The sequence below is a fragment of the Variovorax boronicumulans genome (genome assembly GCF_019352895.1).
GTDB classification, from domain to species: Bacteria; Pseudomonadota; Gammaproteobacteria; order Burkholderiales; family Burkholderiaceae_C; genus Variovorax; species Variovorax boronicumulans_A.
The window spans coordinates 1957319-1978197 of record NZ_JAAAFX010000004.1; the positions used below are offsets into that span (position 1 = coordinate 1957319).

Below are 20879 nucleotides of genomic sequence, written 5' to 3' on the forward strand. Positions count from 1 at the left end.
CGCAACCCCGAAAATAGCGTGAACAGGCCCGGCCAGGCACCGGCACGGCCCCCCCCTCCTTCTCTCGACATTCAGACATGACCGACCGAAAAATCATCCTCCCGTCATCCATGGCGCTGCTCGCGCAGAGGGCCGGCTATGCGCCCGCCGTACAGGTGGGTGCCACCGTCTACTGCGCCGGCCAGGTCGGCCGCACCGCCGACCTGCAGGTCATCGCGGACCCCGAGGCGCAGTTCGTCGCGGCCTGGGAGAACCTGCGGCTGGTGCTGGCCGAAGCCGGCTGCACCTTCGAGGACGTGGTGGAGATGACCACCTACCACGTCGACATGCGGCAGCACATGGCCGTGTTCAGGGCGGTGAAGGACCGGACCTTTCCCCGCGGCGCCTGCGCCTGGACCTGCATCGGCGTGACGGAACTGGCCCATCCGGGGCTTCTGGTCGAGATCAAGTGCGTGGCGGTGTCGCGCGCGGTGCCGCGAGACGACAGCGTGTCGTCTTCCTGAGCTGCGCCTCAGCGCGACCTGGCGCGCAGCCGGCCCAGCCAGAGGTACAGGCCGCTGCCCAGGACGACGATGGCCAGCAGATCCAGCAGCGCCCAGACGACTTTCAGCGGCAGGCCACCGTAGTCGCCGAAATGCAGCGGGCGCGCGAGTTGCAGCGCCCGCAGGTAGGTCGGCATTTGCGCCACGGCGCTCAGTTCGCCGGTCTGCGCATCGACCAGTGCCGCGGTGAACAAGCGGTGTGTCAGCGGCGTGTTGCCGTTGGTCCAGACCAGGTAGTGGTGCGGGTTCGAGAACGAGCGGCTGGGAAAGATGAGGCTGGTGACGTTGCGCTCGGGCAGTGCCGCGCGCACCGTGTCGAAAGCGGCCTGCGCGGTGCCTTGGGGCGCCGCCACCGGCGGGCCCTGGTGGCCGCGCAACAAGGCGCTCATGTCGGTGCGCCGCCAGTGGGCCGAGAGCGGTTTCGACAGTTCGTTCAGCACACCGGTGGTCCCGACGACCAGCATCCATGCCAGCGCGCACACGCCCAGCAGGTTGTGGCGGTCCAGCCATGTGAGCCGGCGCGTGCGCGTGCGCACGGCGCCGAAGTCGAGCTTGCGCATGTAGGGCGCGTAGAGCACCGTGCCCGACACCAGCGCGAGCACGAAGACGACGCCGACCACGGCCAGCGTCATCTCGCCTGCAAAGCCGACGAAGAGATCGGTGTGCAGGCGCAGCAGCCAGCCCATGGCGGTCGGTCGCTGCGCACCGGTCGGCGGCGTGTCGGCCACCACGGCGCCGGTGCGCAGATCGAACTCGATGCGGTGGTCCTTGCTGCGGTCCGGGCTGTCGGCCGGCGCCATCACCACCTTGGCGCGCGGCTCGTCGTCGTCGATGAAGACGAAGCGCACGACCTCGTCGGGGTAGCGTCCGCGCGCGGTGCGCACCAGCGTGTCGAGGCTCGCCCAGGGCGCGCCCGCGGCGGTGTCCGACAGCGTCGGCAGCGGCGTGCTGCCGGCCTCCTCGATCTCCTGCGAGAAGATCAGCGGCAGGCCGGTGATGCACAGCACCAGCAGGAACACCGTGCAGGCGAGGCTGCTCCAGGTGTGGAGCCGCTGCCAGCGTTGGAGCGCCTGCGACCTCATCGGCGGGCCAGGACGGTCATGTCGGGGAACAGGGATCAGAAGTCGAAGGTGGCCGACAGCAGGAAGGTGCGCGGCGCACCGCGTGCGAGGCCGAAGGCACTCGACGCCGCCGCCCAGTAGTCCTTGTCCGCCAGGTTCTCGATGCCGACGCGCAGCGTCGCGGGCAGGTCGGCGATGCGGGTCCGGTAGCGGGCGCCGATGTCCACGCGCGTCCACGCCGGAATGCTCTGCGTGTTGGCGGCGTTGTAGTACTGCGAGGAGGTGTAGATCAGCCGGCCGGTCAGCGTCAGACCTTGAACCGCGGGCAGGTCCCATTCGCTGCCGAGGTTGAACTGCGTGGTCGGCACGCCGATGGCCTTGTTGCCGTCGAACAGGCCGTTGGCCGTGCGGGTCTGCACCCCCTTCATGAAGGTGACGCCGCCGAGCAGCCGGATGCCGCGCGCCACTTCGCCGAAGGTGTTGAGCTCGATGCCGCGGTTGCGCTGCTCGCCGTCGACGCGGTAGGTGTTGGTCGCGCTGTCGGTCAGGCCGCTGGGCTGCTCGATCTGGAACACGCTGGCCGTCACGGCGAAGCGACCGAAGTCGTACTTGGCGCCGGCTTCCACCTGTCGGGCGCGCAGCGGTGCGAACACCTCGCCCGCATTGCGCGTACCCGCCGGCGCGCTCGGCCCCTGGCTCAGGCCTTCGATGTAGTTGCCGTAGACGCTGAAGGCCTGCGACACGCGCACGACCAGCGCGGCCGCCGGCGTGACCCGCTCCTTGTCGTAGGCGGTGGTCGGCGCACCGGTGGCGGCATTGAAGTTCTGCACTTCGACGCTCTGCTGGCGCAGGCCCAGCGTCAGCTGCACGCGGTCGTCGAGGAAGTGCAGCGTGTCGGCGATCGCGATGCTGCGCAGGTCGGACTCGGCCGTCTTCGGCGCCGTGGATGCGTAGCCCGTCAGCGCGGGCTGTGCGATCACGGGCGGCCGGTACATGTTGCCGGTGTAGGTCGAGATGACGGGCGCCAGCACGCCCGACTCGGTGTGCAGCGTGCTCAGGTTGAGGTTGATCTCGTGCCGGACCGAGCCGGTGTCGAACTGGCCGCGCAGGCCCGCCATGGCGGTGCGCGTGTCGGAGTAGGTCGGCTGGTAGTACTGGTTGGCGCGGAAGTCGCCGAGCGCGTTGCGCAGGTAGATGAAGTTGTACAGGCCGAGGAACTCGTTCCTGCGCCCGCCGACGGCGGCGAAGGCGGTAAGCCCGGGTGCGATGTCGACTTCGCCCTGCACCATGCCGAAGCGGTCCTGCGACTTGGCGAAGTACCAGGGCTGGCCGAGGCTCAGGGTGTTGTCGGGCGCCCGCGGAATCTGGAAGTTCGCGTTGTCCGTGTAGGCGATGCGGGTCGGCGCGTCGGTGCGCATGTCGTGGTAGCCGAGGTCGGCCGACAGGCGCACGCGGTCGCCGCGGTAGTCGAGGCCCAGCGTGGCCGAGCCGGCGCGCTGCGACTGGTCGTCCACGCCGGTGTCGCCGTCGCGGTAGGCGCCGTTGAAGCGCAGGCCCCATTGCTTGTCGTCGCCGAAGCGCCGGCCCAGGTCGAGGTGCTGGCCGAACTGCGCGCTGGCGTAGTAGCTGGTCGTGAGCTGCGTGAGCGGCTCGTCGCCGGCGCGCTTGGTCACGAGGTTGATGTTGCCGCCGATGCCACCGGTCGGCGCCATGCCGTTGAGCAGTGCGCCCGGGCCCTTGAGCAGTTCCACGCGTTCGATCGACTCGAGCCCGCCGGTCATCTGTGGCGCCACGATGCCGTAGAGGCCGTTGACCGCCATGTCCGAGGTCTGGGTCGGGAAGCCGCGGATGGTGAACTGGTTGATGTAGCTGCCGTCGGGCCAGATGGTGCGCACCGAGGGATCGTTCTTCACCACGTCGCCGATCGTGCGCGCCTGCTGGTCCTGGATGCCTTCGGCGGTGAAGCTCGTGAGGTTGAAGGGCGTCTCCAGGAAGTCCTTGTTCCCGAGCAGCCCGGCCCTGCCGCCGCGGGCGACCTGTGCCCCGGCGTAGGCCGGTGGCAGGCGATCCGCCGTTGCGGCGTCGGCCGACACGGTCACGGCGGGCAGCGTGCCCGCCGCGCCGGCGTCGGCGGGCGTCGCCGAGGGCGGCGCCCTGCGCAGCGTGTACTCGCCGCTGCCGCCGCGCTGGGCCGACAGGCCGGTGCCGCCGAGCAGCTGGCGCAGCGCGTCGTCGGCCGGATGGCTGCCGCTCACGCCGGGGCTGCGAAGGCCGGCCGTGAGTTCGGCGTTGACGGTGATCTGCAAGCCCGACTGGCGGCCGAAGCGCACCAGATTCTGGTCGAGCGTGCCGGCCGGAATGTCGAAGCGCACGCGGGCCTCGCCGGCCGCTGGCGCAGGCTGTGCCAAGGACTGGGGCGACACCGAGGCCATCGCCATCAGGGCGAGCGACAGCACCGCGCCGCGCAGTGGCGAGACGGCATGGACCGAAGAATGAGATGCGCGGACGGGCGCCATGGGCGGGTTCCTTGTCGAAGCTGAGGTCAGGAAAAGGCGCCACGTGCATCGCCCGCAAGGCAGCACACGCAGCGGTTCTGACAGGGAGGCCCCGCGAGATCCGGAAAACTGCCCCTCTACGGAGAAAATATTTCGCCGCGGCGCCGAAGGCCCCGGCATGCGGCGTTCAGTGCGCTGCCGCCGGTCCCACCGATACCCAGTAACGCGTGAACTGCGACACCTTCACCGGCAGCGTCTTTTCGAGCGAGGCCAGCACCCGGTCGGTCGCTTCGGCGCCGGCCAGGGGCCAGACGCCGGTGACGCGCAGGTCCGCCACGGCCGGGTCGCAGCGCAGGCGGCCGCTGCGGTAGCGGTCGAGCTCGGCCAGCAGGTCGGCCAGTCGCATGCGCTCGGCGACGAGCTTGCCTTCGGTCCATGCCTGCGCGGCTTCGTCCAGCGGCAGGCGTGCGTCGACGCCGTTGCGCGTGAAGCGCGCCTGCTCGCCGGCCGAGACCCGCACCGGCGCGTCCGACGCGGCGGACGCCACGCGAATCTCCACCGCGCCCTGTTCGACCGCCAGCCGCGTGAAGCCCTGTGCGTCGTCGTGGAGCGCGTCGCGCCGCACGGTGAAACGGGTGCCGATGGGGGTGAGCATGCCCTCGCGCGTGCCGACCAGGAAAGGGCGCCCGGCCGCGTCGGGCGCGGTCGCCACCTGGATCTCGCCGGCATGCAGCGCGATCAACCTGCGCTGAGTGTCGAATCGGATGTCGACCGCGGTGGCGGTGTTCAGCAGCAGGCGGGTGCCGTCGGCCAGCACCAGGGCGCGACGCTCGCCGGTGGCGGTGCGCGCGTCGGCCAGGGTCCGGGCGAGTGGGTCGTGCCAGGCGACCTCGTTGCGCAACAGGTACAGCGCGCTGCCGCCGATGCCGGCCCATGCCAGGGTCTTGAGCAGGCGCCGGCGCGGCAGGGCCGCGGCCTGCGCCAGCGTGGCGCGTGCCATGGGCGCGGGCACGTGGCCGGTGCTGTCGCGCAGCCGGCCGCCCAGCGCCTGCAGCCGCTGCCAGGCGCGGGCATGTTCGGGATGCGCGACATGCCAGGCGGCGAAGGCGGCCTCGGCCTCGGGCAGTCGCTCTCCCGAGGCGCGGCGCACGTACCAGGCCACGGCCTCCTCGACGATGTGTTCGTCGACCGGGCTGCCATCGTCTGGCATGCCGTCGTGCAAGGACCCCGCGGCGGCGCTCATGGTGCCGGCGTGTACAGCGCCTGGTAGCAATGCATCAGCGCGCGCGTCATGGCCTTCTGCACCACGTTGACGCTGAGCCCCAGGCGCTCGGCGATCTGCGGGTAGCTGAGGCCGTCGAGCTGCGACAGCAGGAAGGCCTCGCGCACCGTGGGCGCCAGTCCGTCGAGCAGACGTGCGATGCGCTCGAGCGTCTCGAGCACCAGCAGGCGCTCTTCCGGTGAGGGCGCGAACGCGGTGGGCTGCGCGGCCAAGGCCTCGAGGTAGGCCTGCTCCAGCGCCTTGCGGCGCCAGTGGTTGGCCACCAACCCGTTGGCGATGGTCGCGAGGTAGGCGCGCGGCTCGCGCACATCGATCGGCTCGCTTTTGGCGAGCAGGCGCACGAAGGTGTCCTGCGCCAGGTCGGCGGCATCGAAGGCGTTGCCCAGCTTGTGCCGGAGCCAGGATTGCAGCCAGCCATGGTGGCTGCCGTAAAGGACGTCGATGCCGGAAGATGACGCGCAGTTGGGGGCACTCACGATGCAGGCACTGCCCACGGCTGCGGGCAGATTTCGGAATAAGAATTGATCGCATTATGTGTCGGATCGTGCGCGCGGCCTCGGGCCGATGCGTCCTTCGTGCTTGAACGAGACTGAGATAAAGGGAGACGCGCCGGTGCGATAACTGGGATATACGGGAACGAGGCGGGATTTAGAAAACGGCCTCGGTGTAAATCCGTTACGCGTATTGAAACGGGCCGCGCTGCCCGGTTCTTCAGAGTTCGGGGGGGGCGTCCAGCATGTCGAGCTGCTGCTCGTGCCGGAACGATGCCAACTTCGCACGAACGCGGGCGATCAGGCGGCGCAGCCCGCTCTCCGTCATTCCGTGCCGACGCGCCAGCTCGATGTAGTTCGAGCCGTTGAATGCGTCATAGATCTCAAGTTCCACCTGGGCGAGCTTCCACTGGAAGTCGGCGGGGATGTAGATCATCTGGCCGCCCCAGTGGGCAGCAAGGCGGTCGGCCAGCGCACAGGCGACCGTGGACGCGGCCGCCGGAGTGACCTCGTTTTCTCGGAGTACGCGCTCCGCGAGCTGCACCAGGTCGGCGAGCAACTCGTTGCGCTTCTCGCCCATCCGTGTTTCAGCGCTCACGGTGCACCTCCGATGTTGGCCTTGATGGATGTGGCTCTCGTGCCCCCGACGACGGCCGCGTAAGCCTCCCAAGCAGCCCAGTGGCGATCGAAAGTCAGTCCGCCGCCGCTGACCTCGTTGTGCGCCCTTTGACACTGGCCGAGTTGCTCGGCCGTCAGGGCGCCGCGCGCGGCCAGCGCTGCAGCTTCGGCCCTGAGCCCAGCGATCGCTGCCGGCAGGAAGCGCATGGCCCACTTCTTGAGCGACTCGATCAGGGCCAACATCTGGTCGTCCCGCGCCCAGCGCAGGTCGTCGACCTTCGCGATGCGCTTCACATACGCGGCCAGCGCCGACTCGGTCGGATCTTGGACTGCGCCGAGGTGGTGCAGGAACAACCACAGCGCGCGCACCTTGCGGGCCTCGGTGGGGGTTGCCTGCGGCCGATCTCCAGCCTTGGAACGCACCTTGAAACCCGCCTTTTTGGCGTGTTCCAAGACCTTCATCAGCGCTGGAACGCCCATCTTGGCGGTCGAGTCGGCCTTTCCAGCGGTGCGCAGCATGGTGCGGTAGGTCGGATCATCCATCTGCAGGTCGCGCTTGGCGACGTGGATCAGGGTGATCAGCCTGGCGCGGCCGCCCGCGGCCGATGCCGAGCGCGTGGGCCTGGTCGGTGCGGTGACGGGCTTCATGCCAGGAGCGCCCTTTCCGGCACGCCACCGACGCCGCGGTTCAACTGCGCCTCGAGGCCGGCCACGAACCCAGCCGCCCGATCCGTGGTGGTCACGTTCCGTCCGATGGTCCGGTCTTTGGCCTTGAACGTCGTGCTATCAGGCCAGGTCTGAGCCTTGTACTGCTCGATCAACAGGACGTTCCGCTCCGAATTGGCGAAAGCGTCTAGCAACTGGTGCGCGGCATGCACCCAGCCCATGGCGAACTCGTCGCCTCGGGCCGTGAGGGTGATGGGCTTGCAACGAGCCGGCTGCTTGCGCAGATGGGCCAGGCGCGCCTTCGCGCACTGGCGCGACAGAACGTCCCAGGCATACGCGGCAACCTGCGGCGCTGAGGCTATGCCGATGAAAGCCACCTCCCGATGGATGACCCGGCGCGAGCCAAGCATCCGGTCCTCGCTCAACCAGATCAGGTCGCAGCCGAAGGCCTCCGCGATCATGCGAGCGAGGCTCACCTCCCAGCGCGGTTGTGAGTTCGTGCGCGTCGAGCACTTCACGACGCTCACGTCGGACAGTGCGACGTCGTCGAGGCTCACGCCATGCTCCGCCATCAGGCGTTGCGCCTGGCGCATGGCGATGCCGGCCTCGTTCGGGTTGGTGCTCTTCGCGAGCGCCAGGCACTTCTTGATCTTCTTCAGGGCGTCATCACGGTTCATGGTTCACCCCAGGATGAGCGGCCCGAGCCACGAGTTCCACAGGCCCAGCAGGCTCGAGATGGAGAAGATGAGCTGCATGGTGAACAGTGGCCACTGGCGATGCTTCGCGCCGTGAGCCATCCAGGCGGTGTTGCTGGCCAGGAAGAGACCGAACGCCAGCGCGGGCACCGTCATCATGGCCATCAGGAAGGCGCCGACGATGCCCGTTGCGGCAGCCAAGACGTCGATACGCATCACGATTGACCTCCCGCAGCCTGCGGCCGTTGCCGGCGTTGCTCTTCGAGCTGCTCGATGCTGATCGCGAGAAAGTCGAACAGCGTGCATGGCGTGCGGTCAGCAAGCCACAGCGTGTCGTAGATATCGCCCGAGTCATCAGCGCGCGCGAGCAGCTCGCGCGCGGTGCGCAGCGTGCGCAACGTCATCGCGCGCTGTTCGCCAAGGGGATGGATCGCCTGGTCGATCTCCGCGATGACCAGGTCAAGGCGATCGGCGAGTGTCTCGGTCTCGTTGACCCATAGCGACGCGCGGATGGCGCCGCGTGTGGTCTCCGCGCGCAGCGCATTCGCCACCGTCGTCAGCACATCAAAGGCCTGTTGGGACCGGTCGAAAGAGCCCATGCGCTGCTCCAAAAAAGACCCCGCCGCCCGAGGGCGACGGGGAAAGACCAAGCCGCCAGACGGCGTGCCTTGACCAAGGAGGGAAGTGGTGGAGTTCATACGGCAACCATGTCCAGAGGAATGGGGGCGTAGCGATCGGTGTCGCCGATGCGCTCGTAGATGCGAACGTACTGCTTCGAGCCGATGACCTGGATCGATTCGCCGATCGCGCGCATCGCTTCCTGCCAGCGCGCGTCGGTGATGGCCCAGCGGCGCAGGCCCAGGATGCGGCCCACACTCAGCTTGCCCTCCTTGTCAGCTCGGAAGGTCTCTTGAATCACGATCTTGACCTCGTCGCGCGAGCCGTCCGTCCAATCGGCGGCACAAGCATCGATCAGTTCCTTTGCAGCCTGCAGGCGCTCGTCGAAGGTGATGGACTCCGACGTGGCGATCAGCAGCTTGTAGCGGCCATCGAAGGTGTGCAGCGTGACGTTGCCCTTCTTACCGCCGCGCTTCACGCCGTACTGCTCGGCGCTCAGCTCGATGAACGCGGTCACGTCGCCGAACACCTTGGCCTTGAACTGGGCCAGCTTCTGGTGCAGCTCAAGGGCGAGGGGCGCCAGTTCGCCGACCAGGCGGTCGCGTTCCTGGTCGATCGGCTTCACCAGACTGATGGGCACAAGGCGACCCTGCGGGTCGCGCATGTAGCCCTCGGGAACGGTGGTCGGGGAAGTCATAAAAATTGCTCCTACGGTTGGTAAATGGGTGCCGTCTCAGGCGGAAATTGGTCGGTGTGGTGCGGCAGCGAACTCCCTTTCTTCTGGGCGGCATAGCTGTCTGCAATCAAGTCGTGGCGCACGGTTCCCGCGATGACGGGAACGTCGAACGCCTCGGCCACGTCGCGCGAAGTGCAGCCCACGGCGCCCTGCAGCGCCTTTGCGGAGATGGCGCTGCCGTCGGCAGGCAGCAGAGCCAAGAGCGTCACCTGGAGGCGCTCCGCGGCCGTCATGCGACGCTCCCGAAGGCCACCCGCCGACCACCAATCAGGCTGTCGACGTTGACGTGGTCCAGCGCACCGGCGCGAGCAGGCACCCAGGGGGCTGGCTGGTACTGCGGGCCGTGCATCACGTTGATGTGACGCGGCGCGGCAACGCGGCCGGTAGATTCAGGCGCAGGCGTCGCAGTGACCTGTGGCGCCTGGCCCTCGAACCAGACGAGCTTTCCGGCTTCGTTGATGCGCTTGTCGATGCGCTTGCTGGAGCGCAGGCGCGCCAGGCTCTTCTGCATCCAGTAGGGGTCGCGCGCCAGGTCGTCCGCAGTGACAAGGTTCACCGCGAGCAAGGCCTCAAGCAGTTGTGCAGTGCTGCGCTCGCCGTGGGCCCGCAGTTGGCCGAAGATGGCCGCGCGCACCGGGGTCAGCACCTTGGCCGGGACGTCCTTAGGGCGTCCGAGGTCGAGCATGCTCATGGCCGACCTCCGCACAGAACCGAGCCTTCGGCCATACCCTTGAGGTGCGCTGCTTCGAAGCGCTTCACCTCTCGGTTGCTGTAGTCGTTGACGGCGATGGCGGTCAACATCGAGCCGCCAAAGAGCATCAGCCAGGTCATCCAGAACACGGCGCTTTTCATGCAGGCACCCGCATGGCGCTGATGCGCTTGGCCTCGGGGAAGTTCTCCATCGCCACGATGACGGCGTCGAAGCCGTCGGCGTAGAGGCCGTGGTGCTCGCCGATCGAGCCGTCGCGCATGACGATGCGCAGGAGGTAGGTCTTCATTCGGCCCTCGCGACGGCAGCGATCAGCCCGGCGGTCACCTTGGTGGCGCCGATCTTCACGGCTTCGTTCATCGCCGCGCTGACCAAGTTGTTGATCGCCAGCGGGTGGCACAGAGACAGGCTGCGCGTCTCCCGGCCGCTGCGGGTGCTCTCCGTCACGGCTTGGCGCAGGCGGGTCCGGATCTCCACGATTGCGTCCGGCGCCATGAGTGCGTCCAGGTCGAGGTCGACGCGGCTGAACTTGTGGCGCAGGTAGGCCTCGACGTGGTTGTCGAGCGGCGGCAGCTTGACCATCTCGCAGCGCTGCACCACCTCGCGCACCTCGGGGTTGCGCTCGGAGAGCTTCAGCTCCAGCTCCGTCTGGCCGATCAGGATGATCGCCAGCAGCTTCTTGAAGCCGTCCTGCAGCTCGTAGAAGCGCTTGAGGTGCTTGAGCGTGGGGGTGGCGAGGTCGTGGGCCTCTTCGATGATCACAACGTGCTTGCGGCCGATCTGCGCGCTCGCCTTGAGGATGTCGTGCATCTGGCCCGAGCGCTGGCTCGTTGCGGCGCGCAGCGAGGTGCCCGGCGACACAGCGCGGATGACGGCACCGGTGATGTCTTCTGCCTTGAGCGGGCGCCCCTTGCGCTCCGAGGAGGCCATGCCGAGAACGTAGGGCTCGATGACCGTGATCGGCTCGCCGCTGGTGTTGATCCACTCGTTAAGGTCGTGGCGCAGCGTGCTCTTGCCGCCACCGCTCTCTGCGATCACGGCTAGCATGCCGCCGTGCTTGGCCGTCTGGCGCATCGACGCGCGCACGTACCGGATGTCATCCGAGAGGAAGACGTCCGCTTCGCTCTCCATTTCGCCGGTGAAAGGGTCGCGGAGGATCTTGAAGTGGGCGCGCGCGGCGCGATCGATGGTGTGTTTCCGCAGTAGCATGTTCTCGTCCTCGGTTTTTGAATGGGCTTGGGGGCCGGAGTGAGCGGGGCAACCCGCCATCGGGCACATCGCGTTGGCGCGCGGTGTGTCCGGTGCTTCGTTAAACGCGACGGCCACCATGGCCTCGTCCGCGCCGTTGGCTCGCAGGAATTTCGCGGTGCGCTCCTGCAGCTGTGCTTTCCCGCCATGGCCTTTGGGCCAGTGGTCGAGGTTGATCATTAAATTGACGGTGGCGCCCGATACGCCCAGGTGGCGAGCGAGATCGGACTGCTTGCGCTTGACGCTCGTGAGTGCGGTTTTCAGGTTGAGCATGGATTCCTCAGACCGCGCGCAGGCCACCGGCCGCACGCATGGGTTCCGCCTGGACCGGCGCGGTGAATTGCGCGATCAGCGCGTCGATCTGGTCCTCCGGCACGCCTTCTGCGTATCGGGCCGTCATGAAGGCGTTCTCGTCTGCCGTCAGGTAGCGACCGATGCCCTTCACCACCCGCAACATCGCCTCGACAGCGTCCAGCCGTGCGGGTTCGATGCGTGCGTGCGCTGGTGCCTCGATTTCGGAGCCCGTGCGTGGCAGGTAGGTCGGCTGCTCGATGTCCTGCAGGTAGCTGTGTGCGACCAGCTTTCCCTCGAAGGGCGCCGTCTTCTTGTCCCGTGCCGCCTTGACCTCGTCCGCACCCATGCCGGGGTATGCCTTAGCGTCCATGCTGGCCGTGGCGTGCTGGGCCTCTGTGCGCGGCATCGCCTTGTATTCGGCGCCGATCTCAGCTGCAGCTTCGAGCTGGCCGAAGCGGTCGAAGCCCTGGACCGGCTCGACGCGGTGGATCAGCATTTCGCCGTCGTAGCGCGGCACCTCGACCTGGATGGCGCACTCGCCGTACACCAGGGCGCGCACCTGCACTTTGTCGCCGACGCTGATGCCGTCCAGGCCGCGCAGGCTGTAGTCGGCTGGGCGATCGGCGGACGGATGGCGGAAGCTGATGGTCAGGTTCGGGCGGACCAGGCGGTCGACCTCGCGGCTCGCCATCAGGGCGCGGCAGACGTCGACCGGCGGCAGCAAGCGGAGCTGGTCCTCCGTGATGAGCTGCCACAGGTCGTAGCGTGCGGTCGCGCCCACCATGCCGCGGCGGCGCAGGCGCGTGTCCTGCCCGGGGATCAGGTTCGCGCAGTAGGAGTTGGCCCAGGCGCTCGCAGCGGCGTTGAGTTGCTCGACGTTTTCGACGGGCTCGAACCGCAGCCGTGACTCGAACTGCGTCTCGACGATGTTGTTCGCGTTCTCGACGCCGCCCTTGGCCCGAGCGTTGCCTGCTTGATGGTCCAGTGGCGTGACTTCGAGCTGCTTGAGCAGATTCTTGATCGCGGCCGACTGGTTGGCGCTGCCCTTGTCCCACAGCATGAATTTCGGCACGCCGCGGAACAGCCGGCCTGGCTGCACGCCCCAGGCGAACATGAGGAAGTTGAAGAGGTTGTGCTGGTCTTCGCCGGCCGCCTCGCAGTACCAGGGCACGATGGTGGCGCTGGCCTTGTCGTACATGACGTAGCGGTACACCTTGAACTTCACCTTCGCCATGGCGTCCAGCTTGTTCTTGTAGAACTCGCTGTCGCGCACGATGTATTGGCGGTCCTTGAGGTAGTACACCAGGCACAGCGACGGATCGACCTGGTGCGTGTGGTTCGGGTGCGGCGCGCGCAGCTCCTGGACAGGAGCCGCGACGCGCTGCGCCGCCACGTTGAGCTTGCGGTCGCGCAACAGGGTGTTGAGGCGGCTGTTGCCGACGCCGAACTCGATGCCGTTCATTTCCAGCATGCCGCGCGCGGTGGTGGTGAACAGCGTTTGCTTCCCGTTCTCCCGCACAGCTTCGCGCTGCGCAGCGCCCAAGGTGGCGAGCGCGTCGAGCGATACGCTGGTCGAGCCCTTGTCGCAGCGTGCGCGACGGCCCGACGACCAACCCACGGCCGCCTTGAGCTGGCGATACACGGTCTGCGGCGACCAGTCCAGGAACTCAGCGGCCTCGCGCACCAGCGGCGTCGCGCCGCCATGGCCGACGGCGTCCAGGCGCTGGGCTAGCCCACGCATGTAGTCGTGAATCTCGGGTGAAAGTGCGGGCATGGCTTCGACCACCTCAGCCACGTTCGCCGACCGCCATCTGGTACTGGCGGGCCTCGTCGATGTAGGCGCCGAAGCGCGTTTCGATCTCGACCTGGAGTGCACCGACCGCGCTCGCGGTGCGGTTGACCGAGTCGTCCAGGCTGAGCAGCACGAGCTTCACGCTGGTGGGCAGTTCGTTGTTGGCGCCGTCGCCGGGCTCTTCGTTCCACCAGGCCTCCAACGCAATGACCGCCTCGTGGTGCGCAGCCAGTGCCTTCTCCAGGAGGCTCTGGCGTTCGGCGATCTCCAGCTGGAAGGGAGTGATGCGCTCGTCGAGCGGCACAGCGACGGGTCGCTTGCCGGCCAGCTTCTTCTCCAGAGCGTCGCGCTCGGCTTCGGCCTTCTTGCGCTTCGTAGCGTTGAACTCGGCATCCTTCTCGGACTGGCGCAGCGCCGCGCGCAGCTCGCTCGGGCTCATACGCTCAATGTTGTCGATTTCCTGAAGGTTTTCGAGGATGTCGTCGTCATGGGTGACCAACTCCAGGAAGGCGCTGGCGCTCTTCACCTGCGTGCTCAAAGCCGCCAAATTGGCGGATTTGGCCGTTTTGGCCGCGGCCTGCATGAAGCGCTGCGCGGTGCGATCCGAGAAGCCGAGCAGCTCGACGCGCGCCTTGAAGTCCCCGTGCGGCGTCATCTGCTTCAGCAGCAAGAGGCGCTTTCCGCTCTCGAGGAGAGCTTCCACCGAGCGGCGCTGATAGAACCGAATCTCGTCTTCGAGCGTGCCGACCGACAACTGGCCGTCGTAGCCCAGCGAGAGCGCCAGCTCTTGCACTTTGCCTTGCGCTTCGTCTTGCAGACGGACCAGCTCCGCGCCTGCCTCTTCGGCTCGCGCGAGGGCCCCTTCGTTGACGATTGCCCCCTGAACCGGGGGCGTTTTTGTAGCCGTTCGTGCCATGGCTGTCTTCCTTGCTCTATTGGGAAATGGTGAAATTGCGGCGCACCTCGGCGAGCTGCTGCTCGTGCTTGTCGAGGGCGGAAAGGGTTGTGATGCCGACGCGGGCTGCGGAGCGACCAATTCGGAAGCGGCCAGACGACTCGTCCTTCACCGCCCAGCCGCACTCGATCAGCGCCGCGGCCGTCCGAGTGACATAGCTGGGCGGGCAGCGCATCGCTGCGGCGAGGTCCTTGTTCGTCAGGCCGCGGAGCGGTTCGCTGGCGAGCAGCTCGACCATGCGCAGTGCGCGGAGCACCATCGCGCTTCCCTTCGATTCGTCGGCTGCGCTCATTGCCGGGCTCCTTCCATCGGTACGAGTTCAAGGTCGGGCGCCGGGCCGCGCAGCGGCACCTTGTGAATGCCCCGAACGGTCGGCACGTCAAGCCGGGCTTGGCCGAGTACTTCGTGGAGGTACTCCGCAGGGCTGATCTCGCGCACGGTCACACCGGGAAGGCTGGGATGCGCGCTGGGGGTGCTGAGGAACATCGCTGCGCCTTTCAGGGGTTGAAGTCGAATTCGGGGTTGGAGTGCTGGGCGACGTTCGCGCGGTGCCAGGCCATGTCGCCGAGGTGTGCGGAGAGCGCGGCCATCGTCTCGACGGACTCGGCCTTACCCGCGTAGAAGTCGGTGAGCAACTTGACTGCTGCACTGAAGCCGTTGTGCAGCTCGACGACATCCTTGCTCTTGAGCGGGCGTCCATTCGGGATCTCGACCAGCAGCCGGCCCTTGCTTGCGGCAAGCCAGCGGGTGAGGAAGTCGATGCCGCAGGCGTTCTCGAAGGGAATCACCAGGTTGGCGGGAATACGACCGTTCTGGAGCCACTTGTAGAGCGTCCAGTGATCGGTGAGGCCCATCTCGGCGGCGATGCCCTCGACTGACCTATTGAGGCGTTCGCGGGCGTGGTCTTTGCACAGCTCCATCGCATGGCGAATGCTGGTGGGCTGGAGCTGCTTCCAATTGCGGCGTGCTGCTGGAATCATGGTCGGCGGCCTGGTGGGAAGGCGGCCAAACAAACGGCCGCGTTGGATAGGTCGAAGCGCATGGGGCGTCGGTACACTTCGATCAATGGGCGGCGTCGGTCGCAGGCTTGAGCCCCAACTTGACGGCGATCTCGTGGGCTTGGCCGTAGTGGCCCTTGTCGAATCCGTTGACGACGCGAATCACCTTGTTCGCCCGATACCCGTTGTCGCGGGCCCATTGGGAGAAGGTCATGCCGCGCGCACGGAAGCGCTGCTTGAGTTGGTCGGGGGTCATTGCCGTGGCTCCTGTGCCAAAGTTGTTTGGTATGTGTGGCGATGAAGTTTAGGTTTGATTTTCAAACCTGGCAAGAGGTTTTGGTTTGATTTCTGAACTTTTGAAGCGAGTGATGAGCGAGTGCAACCTGAAGCAGGCCGACTTGTCGGAGCTGCTCGGGGTCTCGCTGAGCCGCGTCAAGGCGATGACGTCGGGCCGTGTGAAGCACCTGACCCGAGAGGAAAGCGAAGTCCTGATCCGACGGCTGAACATCCGAGCGGATTGGCTGATCAATGGCGAAGGGCGGATGTTTGACGAGCCCGAGATTGACCCTGAGTTCACCGCCCAAATGGGGGCGGCCATGCGCACGCTGGAGTTAGTGAAAGCGTTGCCGCTGACTGACGTGGAGCGATGGCGGCTCGAAGCCCTGATCACGGGTGATGCAGCGGCAGACGCGCTGCTGATTGCCAACGCACTTCGGGCGCAGTCGTTGCCTCCAGATGAAGCTGCGCTGTTGGACAACTATCGGCACGCTGATGAAGATGGGAGAGAGGCCGCTCGGAGGGTGCTTTCTTCGCTCGCGAAACAGAAAAGGGCCTGACCGGCGTCCGCCGTGGTTGCGCCTGGTGCTCTGGCTCCTCAACCTCCTGCTGTCGAACCGCGGAGAGCCCGACGAACGCCAGACGATCGTCGCGCGTGTTGCAGCCGTGGTGGTGACTGTCTTCGGAAGCCTTTAAGCTGCGCGGGCGCTATCGGTCAGCAGCACACATTGGGACGACGCCATACAGAGGGAATTCACTGCTGCTATGACGGCGACCGCTACCAGGTTGTAGAACGAAGATAAGGTGGAAACAATGGCAGACGACGAGGAAATCCATCGCAACAAGCTCACCGGTAAGACCTACATCAGCCCGCAGATCCCCACTCTGAATGGGCCCCTTCGCATTGCATCCAAGGTGATTGATTCCGAGGGCGCCTACTATGCCAAGGTGAAGAAAGAGGTTGTCCTTCGTCGCACTCCAGCAGCCAGGACTGAGATCGTTGCCAAGTTTCTTGAGGATGACCGCAAGCTCACGGTTCTGACACTCCAGCAGTTCAACGGGAACAACGGCCAGCCGCACCGTACAAATTTCTCTTTTGTCGGCAGCGAAATCCCGAAGCTTCTGAGCTTCCTCAATGACATCGCTGAAGTGGAGTTCCAGCATCCCGGCGCAGTCAACATCACAGATGCGGACTTGCACCGGTTGGTGTTGTCGAAGGCGCAGGCGGCGACCTTGGTTCATGACAATCAGGAAGTCTTCCTTGAAGCGCTCAAGTCTGAAGTCACCAAGAACGATATCGTCGCTTTGGGCTACCGCAAGAAGCAGCTTGGGGTGTTCTCTCAGCTCCTGAGCGATCCAGAATTTTTTGACCAATGCAAGAGGCAGAAGTCCATCAAAGGCGATGAGCCACTTTGGCAAGCCTTCTTTGAAAAGAATCCTTGGGTGTTTGGCTATGGGTTGAGCTACTTCTACGTCACCGGCTTTGAAGAGCGCAAGCTTGAGCAGGTCGTTCAGGGCTACGATCTTCTCAACAGGGGTAAGCGAGCAGATGCAGTCATGAAGACCAAGGGGATCATCAACTCCCTTTGCTTCGTTGAAATCAAGCATCACAACACCAAGCTACTTGAGTCAGATTCCTATCGGCCGGGCTGCTGGGCACCTTCCAAGGAGATGGGGGGTGCAGTTGCTCAGGTTCAAGCTACCGTGGCCATCGCCATGCACAGGCTTCACGGCATGCAACGTATGGTGGACAGTGATGGAAATCTCACGGGCGAAGATGTCTTCAATTTCAAGCCGCGTGCCTTCATCGTCATTGGCTCCCTCAATGAGTTCGTTGGCGAGCATGGCGTGAACCAAGACAAGCTGCGTTCCTTTGAGCTTTACCGCGCGAGCCTCTCGGGGATTGACATCTTGACGTTTGACGAGCTCTATGAGCGCAGCAAGTTCATCGTTGATTCAGCACACCCATAAGAACTCGGCACTGGGCATCCCTTAGAGCTTTTGGTGTTTACGAAACTTGATCTTGAATCGAAAGCGAGAACCGATCATGCCTGCTTGGAGAGCCTTCACTTTCATCGCCCTGCTGTGCGCCGGCACTCCCGCACTCGCAATCAACAAATGCACGGGCGTGGATGGGAAGGTCACCTACCAAGAAACGCCGTGCGCAGCCTCGATGCGCTCGACAGAAGCTCTGAAGATCCAGGAGGGTCCTGCGACCACGCCGGAGGAAGCACGCTTCAACTCGGCTGCGGCGCGTGGAAAGCTGATCGTAGGCATGCCGGCGCAGTTGGTTCGTCGAGCCTGGGGCGAGCCGACCAAGATCAACGTCTCGGTGGGCAGCTACGGCCGGCACGAGCAATGGATCTATGACCGCGGCAGCTATCGCGCGCAGTACGTCTATGTGCAGAACGGCATCATGACGAGCATCCAGACGCCTAGCGAGTAGTACGCAGGCGCCTGCCTCCCTCGGCAGGCAGCCAAGCAGTCCAGGTCGACAGGATCGAAACCCGGTCCTTTGTCTCCCCGCCTGGATATGCACCGCCGTCACAAGACGGCCGATTCGTTCCCCGGAAAACTGACCGCTTCCTGTGTCAGTCCACCTTCCGAGGAGCATCCCGTGAAACTCAAAGCAACCGTCCCAGTTTGGCTCCGCGCGCCGCGCAACAGCCTCTGGCTCATCGTCGCCATCGTGCTGCTGGCCGTGATCGCCAGCATTGCGCCGGTCCAACTGCCGGTCGTGATCTACAAGGTGGCACTGATCGCGCTCGCCGCCGTGTTGGGCTATTGGATCGACCGCGCGGCTTTCCCCTACGCACGCCCTGACGGCTACCTCTGCCGCGACTGGCGGCGAGGGACGAACGAGCCGGAGAACGATGTCGATCACCCGGTCGTGCCAAGTCACCAGCCCGTCTTCGTCGCGGCAATGCTTCGACGTGCGATCGTCATCGGTGCGACCGTCATCGGCACAGCACTGGGCCTGTGATGCACTGGCAGGCCGACAAGGACTTCGAGGACCAGATGGCCCGTTGCGGACGCTGGCACAGACGGGCCACAGCACTGGTCGCAGTGGTCACATTGCTCGTGATCGCCATGCTGATCGGCATCGGGTCGACAGCTCACGCCCAGGTGCCGCACGCCGCACAGGCGTATCGCGCCGACCTGACGCGCACAGCGCGCGTCGTATGGGGACTGAACGCGCCCGTGGCGGTGTTCGCTGCCCAGGTCCATACCGAGTCGGCATGGAAGCCCGGCGCCGTGTCGCACGTCGGCGCGGCCGGTCTGGCGCAGTTCATGCCCGGCACGTCGAAGTGGATTGCGGGAATCGACCCGGCGCTCAAGGCCGATCAGCCGTTCAACCCGGCATGGGCGATGCGCGCCCTGGTGGTCTACGACCTGTGGCTCTACGAACGTGCGCCGGCCCCATACAGCCCACGCGATCGCATGTGGGTGGCGCTCCGGGCCTACAACGGCGGGCTGGGGCACTGGCAAGCAGAGGCGCGCAACGCAGTGTCCAGCGACCGAGCGGCCGTTGACGCAGCCTGCGGCACAGCCAAGCGGCACCGCAGCCACTGCGTCGAGAACCTCACGTATCCGCGACGCATCCTGATCGACCTGCAACCGCGCTATGCGACGTGGGGGCCGACGCTGTGAACAGCTCGACTTGGTTTCTCGCTGTCGTCCTCGCAAGCCTGACGAGTGCGGCCGGCGGCATCGCGTACGGCCACGCCGACGGTAAGGCCGAAGCCGTTGCCAAGGAGAACGCGAAGGCAGTGAAAGACTTGACGGGCTTGATCGACTCGCATGCGCAGCTCGTCACGCAGGCCGCAAATGCCAGCAAGGCCATCCGCCAAGCAATAGCGCGTCGCGCCGGTGCTGACGCCCAGACCACCGAGGAGTTCAAGAATGCGCTCGCCGCTACTGCTGACAGTCGTGCTGGCTGTCTGTTCGATGACGACGTCATGCGCCGTCTCGCCACCGCCCAGCGCCGCGCTGCCCAAGCCGCGGCCGGCGGAATCCTCGGTGAGGTGTCCAGCGCCAGCGCCGGCCCCGTCGGGCCGTGAGGTAGACCCGGTGGCGGCAGCACTCAAGGACCTCTACGACCTGTACGGCATTTGCGCAGGGCGCTTCGCCGATCTGCTCGACTATCTCGACGGCGGGCAGCAATGACCATCCAGGCGGACTTCTGGCAACTCGTCGGCCTGCTGGGCGCGTTCGTGGCTTCCCTCGGGACGATCGGCGTACTCCTGTTGAAGCAGATCCAGAGCGGGCTGGACGAGCGCTTCACGCAGCTCGCCGGTCGTCTGGATGGCATCGAGCAGGTCAATCGGGACGAGACCATCCAATGGCAGCGCGTGGAGCGCGAGTTCCTCAAATTCCAGGCCGACTTGCCGATGCGCTACGTGATGCGCGACGACTACATCCGCGGCCAAACCACCATCGAAGCAAAGCTGGATGCAATCGCCATGAGGGTCGAGAACACCCAGCTGCGCGCTGCATCCAAATCCGGAGGAGGATCATGAACATCGACCACGCCAGAGTACGCCGCGAAGGCCTGCGTTGGCTCATCCTGCTGGCGCTCAACAACGCGCGCCCGGTTGGCGCGTATGAGAGCGTCGTTCTTGCGACGGCCCAAGGCATGTATCTCGATGCCACGCAGGTCGAGATTCGCAACGAGCTGGGTTATCTCGAGGAGCGCGAACTGCTCAAGCTGAAGAAGGAGCCGAGTGGCCGGTGGTTCGCCAGCCTCACGCGCTTCGGCATCGACCTGGTCGAATACAGCATCGAATGCGAGCCGGGCATCGGCCGGCCCGCAAAGTACTGGTAAGCCATGGGTCGCCAAAGTTCCGTCAAGCGCCTGCCGTCCGAGATCAAGTCGTACATCGAGGCCATGCTCGCCACCGGCGCGCAGACCCTCGACGAGCTGATCAAAGACCTGCAGGCGCGCTTCCCGGCAGAGGCCGAGGCCGGCAGTCTGCCGAGCCGGTCGGCGATCCACCGCTACGGCACCAAGCTCGACCGCCGCCTGGCTGCGATCAAGGCCAGCACGGAAGCGTCGCTGCTGATTCGCCAGCACGCTGGTGACAGCCAGGACGCCCGAAGCGAAGCATTGACGGCGCTGGTGCAGACCGAGTTGTTCGAGGCGATCCTGAACCTGCAGGATGCTGAGGACGACGAACTGGACGCCGGTGAGCGGGTCGGCATGCTCAGTGCCGCAGCGAAGAACATCGCCACGCTGACGCGCAGCAGCGTCAACCTGAAGAAGTTCCAGGCCGAGGTGGAAGAGTCGACGCGCAAGAAGCTCCTCGAGGAGCAGCGCGCCAAGCTCGATGCGCTGGGCAGCAAAGGCGGCGTGACCGCAGAAACCAAGGCCGCGATCCGCGAGGCCCTGGGCATTCTCTGACC

Annotated in this window: 31 protein-coding genes; 10 read left to right on the forward strand and 21 right to left on the reverse strand. The window is 65.9% G+C overall.

Going from position 1 to position 20879, the window contains the following annotated elements; genetic code table 11:
- The first annotated feature begins 77 nt into the window (after positions 1–77).
- Entirely contained in the window at positions 78–503 is a 426-nt protein-coding gene (locus K0H49_RS10630; protein ID WP_219211880.1) for a RidA family protein, read from the forward strand.
- Positions 504–511: 8 nt separating this feature from the next.
- On the opposite strand, the gene K0H49_RS10635 is transcribed toward K0H49_RS10630, so the two are convergent.
- The 21 genes from K0H49_RS10635 to K0H49_RS10735 all read right to left on the reverse strand — a co-directional run bounded on the left by K0H49_RS10635 (position 512) and on the right by K0H49_RS10735 (position 15456).
- Positions 512–1624 carry a PepSY-associated TM helix domain-containing protein gene (locus tag K0H49_RS10635; protein ID WP_257624658.1) on the reverse strand — a complete coding sequence of 371 codons (1113 nt, stop codon included), beginning with the start codon at positions 1622–1624 and terminating at the stop codon, positions 512–514.
- A gap of 35 nt (positions 1625–1659) precedes the next feature.
- A complete protein-coding gene (locus K0H49_RS10640; RefSeq protein ID WP_257624659.1) occupies positions 1660–4119 on the reverse strand; it encodes a TonB-dependent siderophore receptor in 2460 nt (819 codons plus the stop codon).
- Positions 4120–4285: 166 nt separating this feature from the next.
- Positions 4286–5341 carry a FecR domain-containing protein gene (locus K0H49_RS10645; protein ID WP_219211882.1) on the reverse strand — a complete coding sequence of 352 codons (1056 nt, stop codon included), beginning with the start codon at positions 5339–5341 and terminating at the stop codon, positions 4286–4288.
- A complete protein-coding gene (locus K0H49_RS10650) occupies positions 5338–5856 on the reverse strand; it encodes a sigma-70 family RNA polymerase sigma factor (protein WP_374122331.1) in 519 nt (172 codons plus the stop codon). Before K0H49_RS10650 ends, K0H49_RS10645 begins: the two co-directional genes overlap by 4 nt.
- A 235-nt stretch (positions 5857–6091) precedes the next feature.
- Entirely contained in the window at positions 6092–6469 is a 378-nt protein-coding gene (locus tag K0H49_RS10655) for a Mor transcription activator family protein (RefSeq protein ID WP_219211884.1), read from the reverse strand.
- Positions 6466–7137: a gp16 family protein gene (locus K0H49_RS10660; RefSeq protein WP_219211887.1), complete on the reverse strand. Its 672-nt coding sequence runs from the start codon at positions 7135–7137 to the stop codon at positions 6466–6468. Before K0H49_RS10660 ends, K0H49_RS10655 begins: the two co-directional genes overlap by 4 nt.
- Positions 7134–7832, reverse strand: a complete 699-nt coding sequence (locus K0H49_RS10665) for a DUF2786 domain-containing protein (RefSeq protein WP_219211888.1) — start codon at positions 7830–7832, stop codon at positions 7134–7136. Before K0H49_RS10665 ends, K0H49_RS10660 begins: the two co-directional genes overlap by 4 nt.
- A gap of 3 nt (positions 7833–7835) precedes the next feature.
- Positions 7836–8066 (reverse strand): hypothetical protein, encoded by a 231-nt coding sequence (locus K0H49_RS10670; RefSeq protein ID WP_219213209.1) that lies wholly within the window; start codon positions 8064–8066, stop codon positions 7836–7838.
- Positions 8066–8449 carry a hypothetical protein gene (locus K0H49_RS10675; protein WP_219211889.1) on the reverse strand — a complete coding sequence of 128 codons (384 nt, stop codon included), beginning with the start codon at positions 8447–8449 and terminating at the stop codon, positions 8066–8068. Before K0H49_RS10675 ends, K0H49_RS10670 begins: the two co-directional genes overlap by 1 nt.
- Positions 8450–8544: 95 nt before the next feature.
- Positions 8545–9132: a DUF3164 family protein gene (locus K0H49_RS10680; protein ID WP_257624660.1), complete on the reverse strand. Its 588-nt coding sequence runs from the start codon at positions 9130–9132 to the stop codon at positions 8545–8547.
- A 44-nt stretch (positions 9133–9176) separates the two neighbouring features.
- A complete protein-coding gene (locus tag K0H49_RS10685; protein ID WP_219211891.1) occupies positions 9177–9437 on the reverse strand; it encodes a hypothetical protein in 261 nt (86 codons plus the stop codon).
- Complete coding sequence (locus K0H49_RS10690; protein WP_219211892.1) at positions 9434–9895, reverse strand: hypothetical protein; 462 nt, start codon at positions 9893–9895, stop codon at positions 9434–9436. Before K0H49_RS10690 ends, K0H49_RS10685 begins: the two co-directional genes overlap by 4 nt.
- Positions 9892–10056 (reverse strand): hypothetical protein, encoded by a 165-nt coding sequence (locus K0H49_RS10695; RefSeq protein WP_219211893.1) that lies wholly within the window; start codon positions 10054–10056, stop codon positions 9892–9894. Before K0H49_RS10695 ends, K0H49_RS10690 begins: the two co-directional genes overlap by 4 nt.
- Positions 10053–10202: a hypothetical protein gene (locus K0H49_RS10700; protein WP_219211894.1), complete on the reverse strand. Its 150-nt coding sequence runs from the start codon at positions 10200–10202 to the stop codon at positions 10053–10055. Before K0H49_RS10700 ends, K0H49_RS10695 begins: the two co-directional genes overlap by 4 nt.
- Positions 10199–11434, reverse strand: coding sequence for an ExeA family protein (locus tag K0H49_RS10705; protein WP_219211896.1), 1236 nt, complete (start codon positions 11432–11434; stop codon positions 10199–10201). Before K0H49_RS10705 ends, K0H49_RS10700 begins: the two co-directional genes overlap by 4 nt.
- A gap of 7 nt (positions 11435–11441) precedes the next feature.
- On the reverse strand, positions 11442–13229 hold the full coding sequence (locus tag K0H49_RS10710; protein ID WP_219211898.1) for an integrase: 1788 nt from the start codon (positions 13227–13229) through the stop codon (positions 11442–11444).
- 13 nt (positions 13230–13242) lie between these two features.
- Positions 13243–14163 carry a DUF3102 domain-containing protein gene (locus K0H49_RS10715; protein ID WP_219211900.1) on the reverse strand — a complete coding sequence of 307 codons (921 nt, stop codon included), beginning with the start codon at positions 14161–14163 and terminating at the stop codon, positions 13243–13245.
- A 16-nt stretch (positions 14164–14179) separates the two neighbouring features.
- Positions 14180–14494 (reverse strand): helix-turn-helix domain-containing protein, encoded by a 315-nt coding sequence (locus K0H49_RS10720; RefSeq protein ID WP_219211901.1) that lies wholly within the window; start codon positions 14492–14494, stop codon positions 14180–14182.
- Positions 14491–14688 carry a hypothetical protein gene (locus K0H49_RS10725; RefSeq protein WP_219211903.1) on the reverse strand — a complete coding sequence of 66 codons (198 nt, stop codon included), beginning with the start codon at positions 14686–14688 and terminating at the stop codon, positions 14491–14493. The genes K0H49_RS10720 and K0H49_RS10725 overlap by 4 nt, the downstream gene beginning before the upstream one ends.
- An 11-nt stretch (positions 14689–14699) precedes the next feature.
- Positions 14700–15182, reverse strand: a complete 483-nt coding sequence (locus tag K0H49_RS10730; protein ID WP_219211905.1) for a hypothetical protein — start codon at positions 15180–15182, stop codon at positions 14700–14702.
- Positions 15183–15264: 82 nt separating this feature from the next.
- Complete coding sequence (locus tag K0H49_RS10735; RefSeq protein WP_219211907.1) at positions 15265–15456, reverse strand: DNA-binding protein; 192 nt, start codon at positions 15454–15456, stop codon at positions 15265–15267.
- 112 nt (positions 15457–15568) lie between these two features.
- On the opposite strand from K0H49_RS10735, the gene K0H49_RS10740 reads away from it, so the two are divergent.
- The 9 genes from K0H49_RS10740 to K0H49_RS10780 all read left to right on the forward strand — a co-directional run bounded on the left by K0H49_RS10740 (position 15569) and on the right by K0H49_RS10780 (position 20877).
- Complete coding sequence (locus K0H49_RS10740; RefSeq protein ID WP_219211909.1) at positions 15569–16036, forward strand: hypothetical protein; 468 nt, start codon at positions 15569–15571, stop codon at positions 16034–16036.
- A gap of 253 nt (positions 16037–16289) precedes the next feature.
- Positions 16290–17447, forward strand: a complete 1158-nt coding sequence (locus K0H49_RS10745; RefSeq protein WP_219211911.1) for a Shedu immune nuclease family protein — start codon at positions 16290–16292, stop codon at positions 17445–17447.
- A 76-nt stretch (positions 17448–17523) separates the two neighbouring features.
- Complete coding sequence (locus K0H49_RS10750; protein WP_219211914.1) at positions 17524–17922, forward strand: DUF4124 domain-containing protein; 399 nt, start codon at positions 17524–17526, stop codon at positions 17920–17922.
- A gap of 171 nt (positions 17923–18093) precedes the next feature.
- Entirely contained in the window at positions 18094–18459 is a 366-nt protein-coding gene (locus tag K0H49_RS10755) for a putative holin (protein WP_374122332.1), read from the forward strand.
- A 107-nt stretch (positions 18460–18566) separates the two neighbouring features.
- The gene (locus K0H49_RS10760; protein WP_257624818.1) at positions 18567–19127 is read left to right on the forward strand and encodes a transglycosylase SLT domain-containing protein; all 561 of its coding nucleotides are present in this window, start codon (positions 18567–18569) and stop codon (positions 19125–19127) included.
- Complete coding sequence (locus K0H49_RS10765) at positions 19124–19537, forward strand: hypothetical protein (RefSeq protein ID WP_219211915.1); 414 nt, start codon at positions 19124–19126, stop codon at positions 19535–19537. The genes K0H49_RS10760 and K0H49_RS10765 overlap by 4 nt, the downstream gene beginning before the upstream one ends.
- A gap of 102 nt (positions 19538–19639) precedes the next feature.
- Positions 19640–19996 carry a hypothetical protein gene (locus tag K0H49_RS10770; RefSeq protein ID WP_219211916.1) on the forward strand — a complete coding sequence of 119 codons (357 nt, stop codon included), beginning with the start codon at positions 19640–19642 and terminating at the stop codon, positions 19994–19996.
- Complete coding sequence (locus K0H49_RS10775; protein ID WP_219211917.1) at positions 19993–20301, forward strand: hypothetical protein; 309 nt, start codon at positions 19993–19995, stop codon at positions 20299–20301. Before K0H49_RS10770 ends, K0H49_RS10775 begins: the two co-directional genes overlap by 4 nt.
- A 3-nt stretch (positions 20302–20304) precedes the next feature.
- On the forward strand, positions 20305–20877 hold the full coding sequence (locus K0H49_RS10780) for a phage protein Gp27 family protein (RefSeq protein ID WP_219211918.1): 573 nt from the start codon (positions 20305–20307) through the stop codon (positions 20875–20877).
- Positions 20878–20879 lie beyond the last annotated feature (2 nt).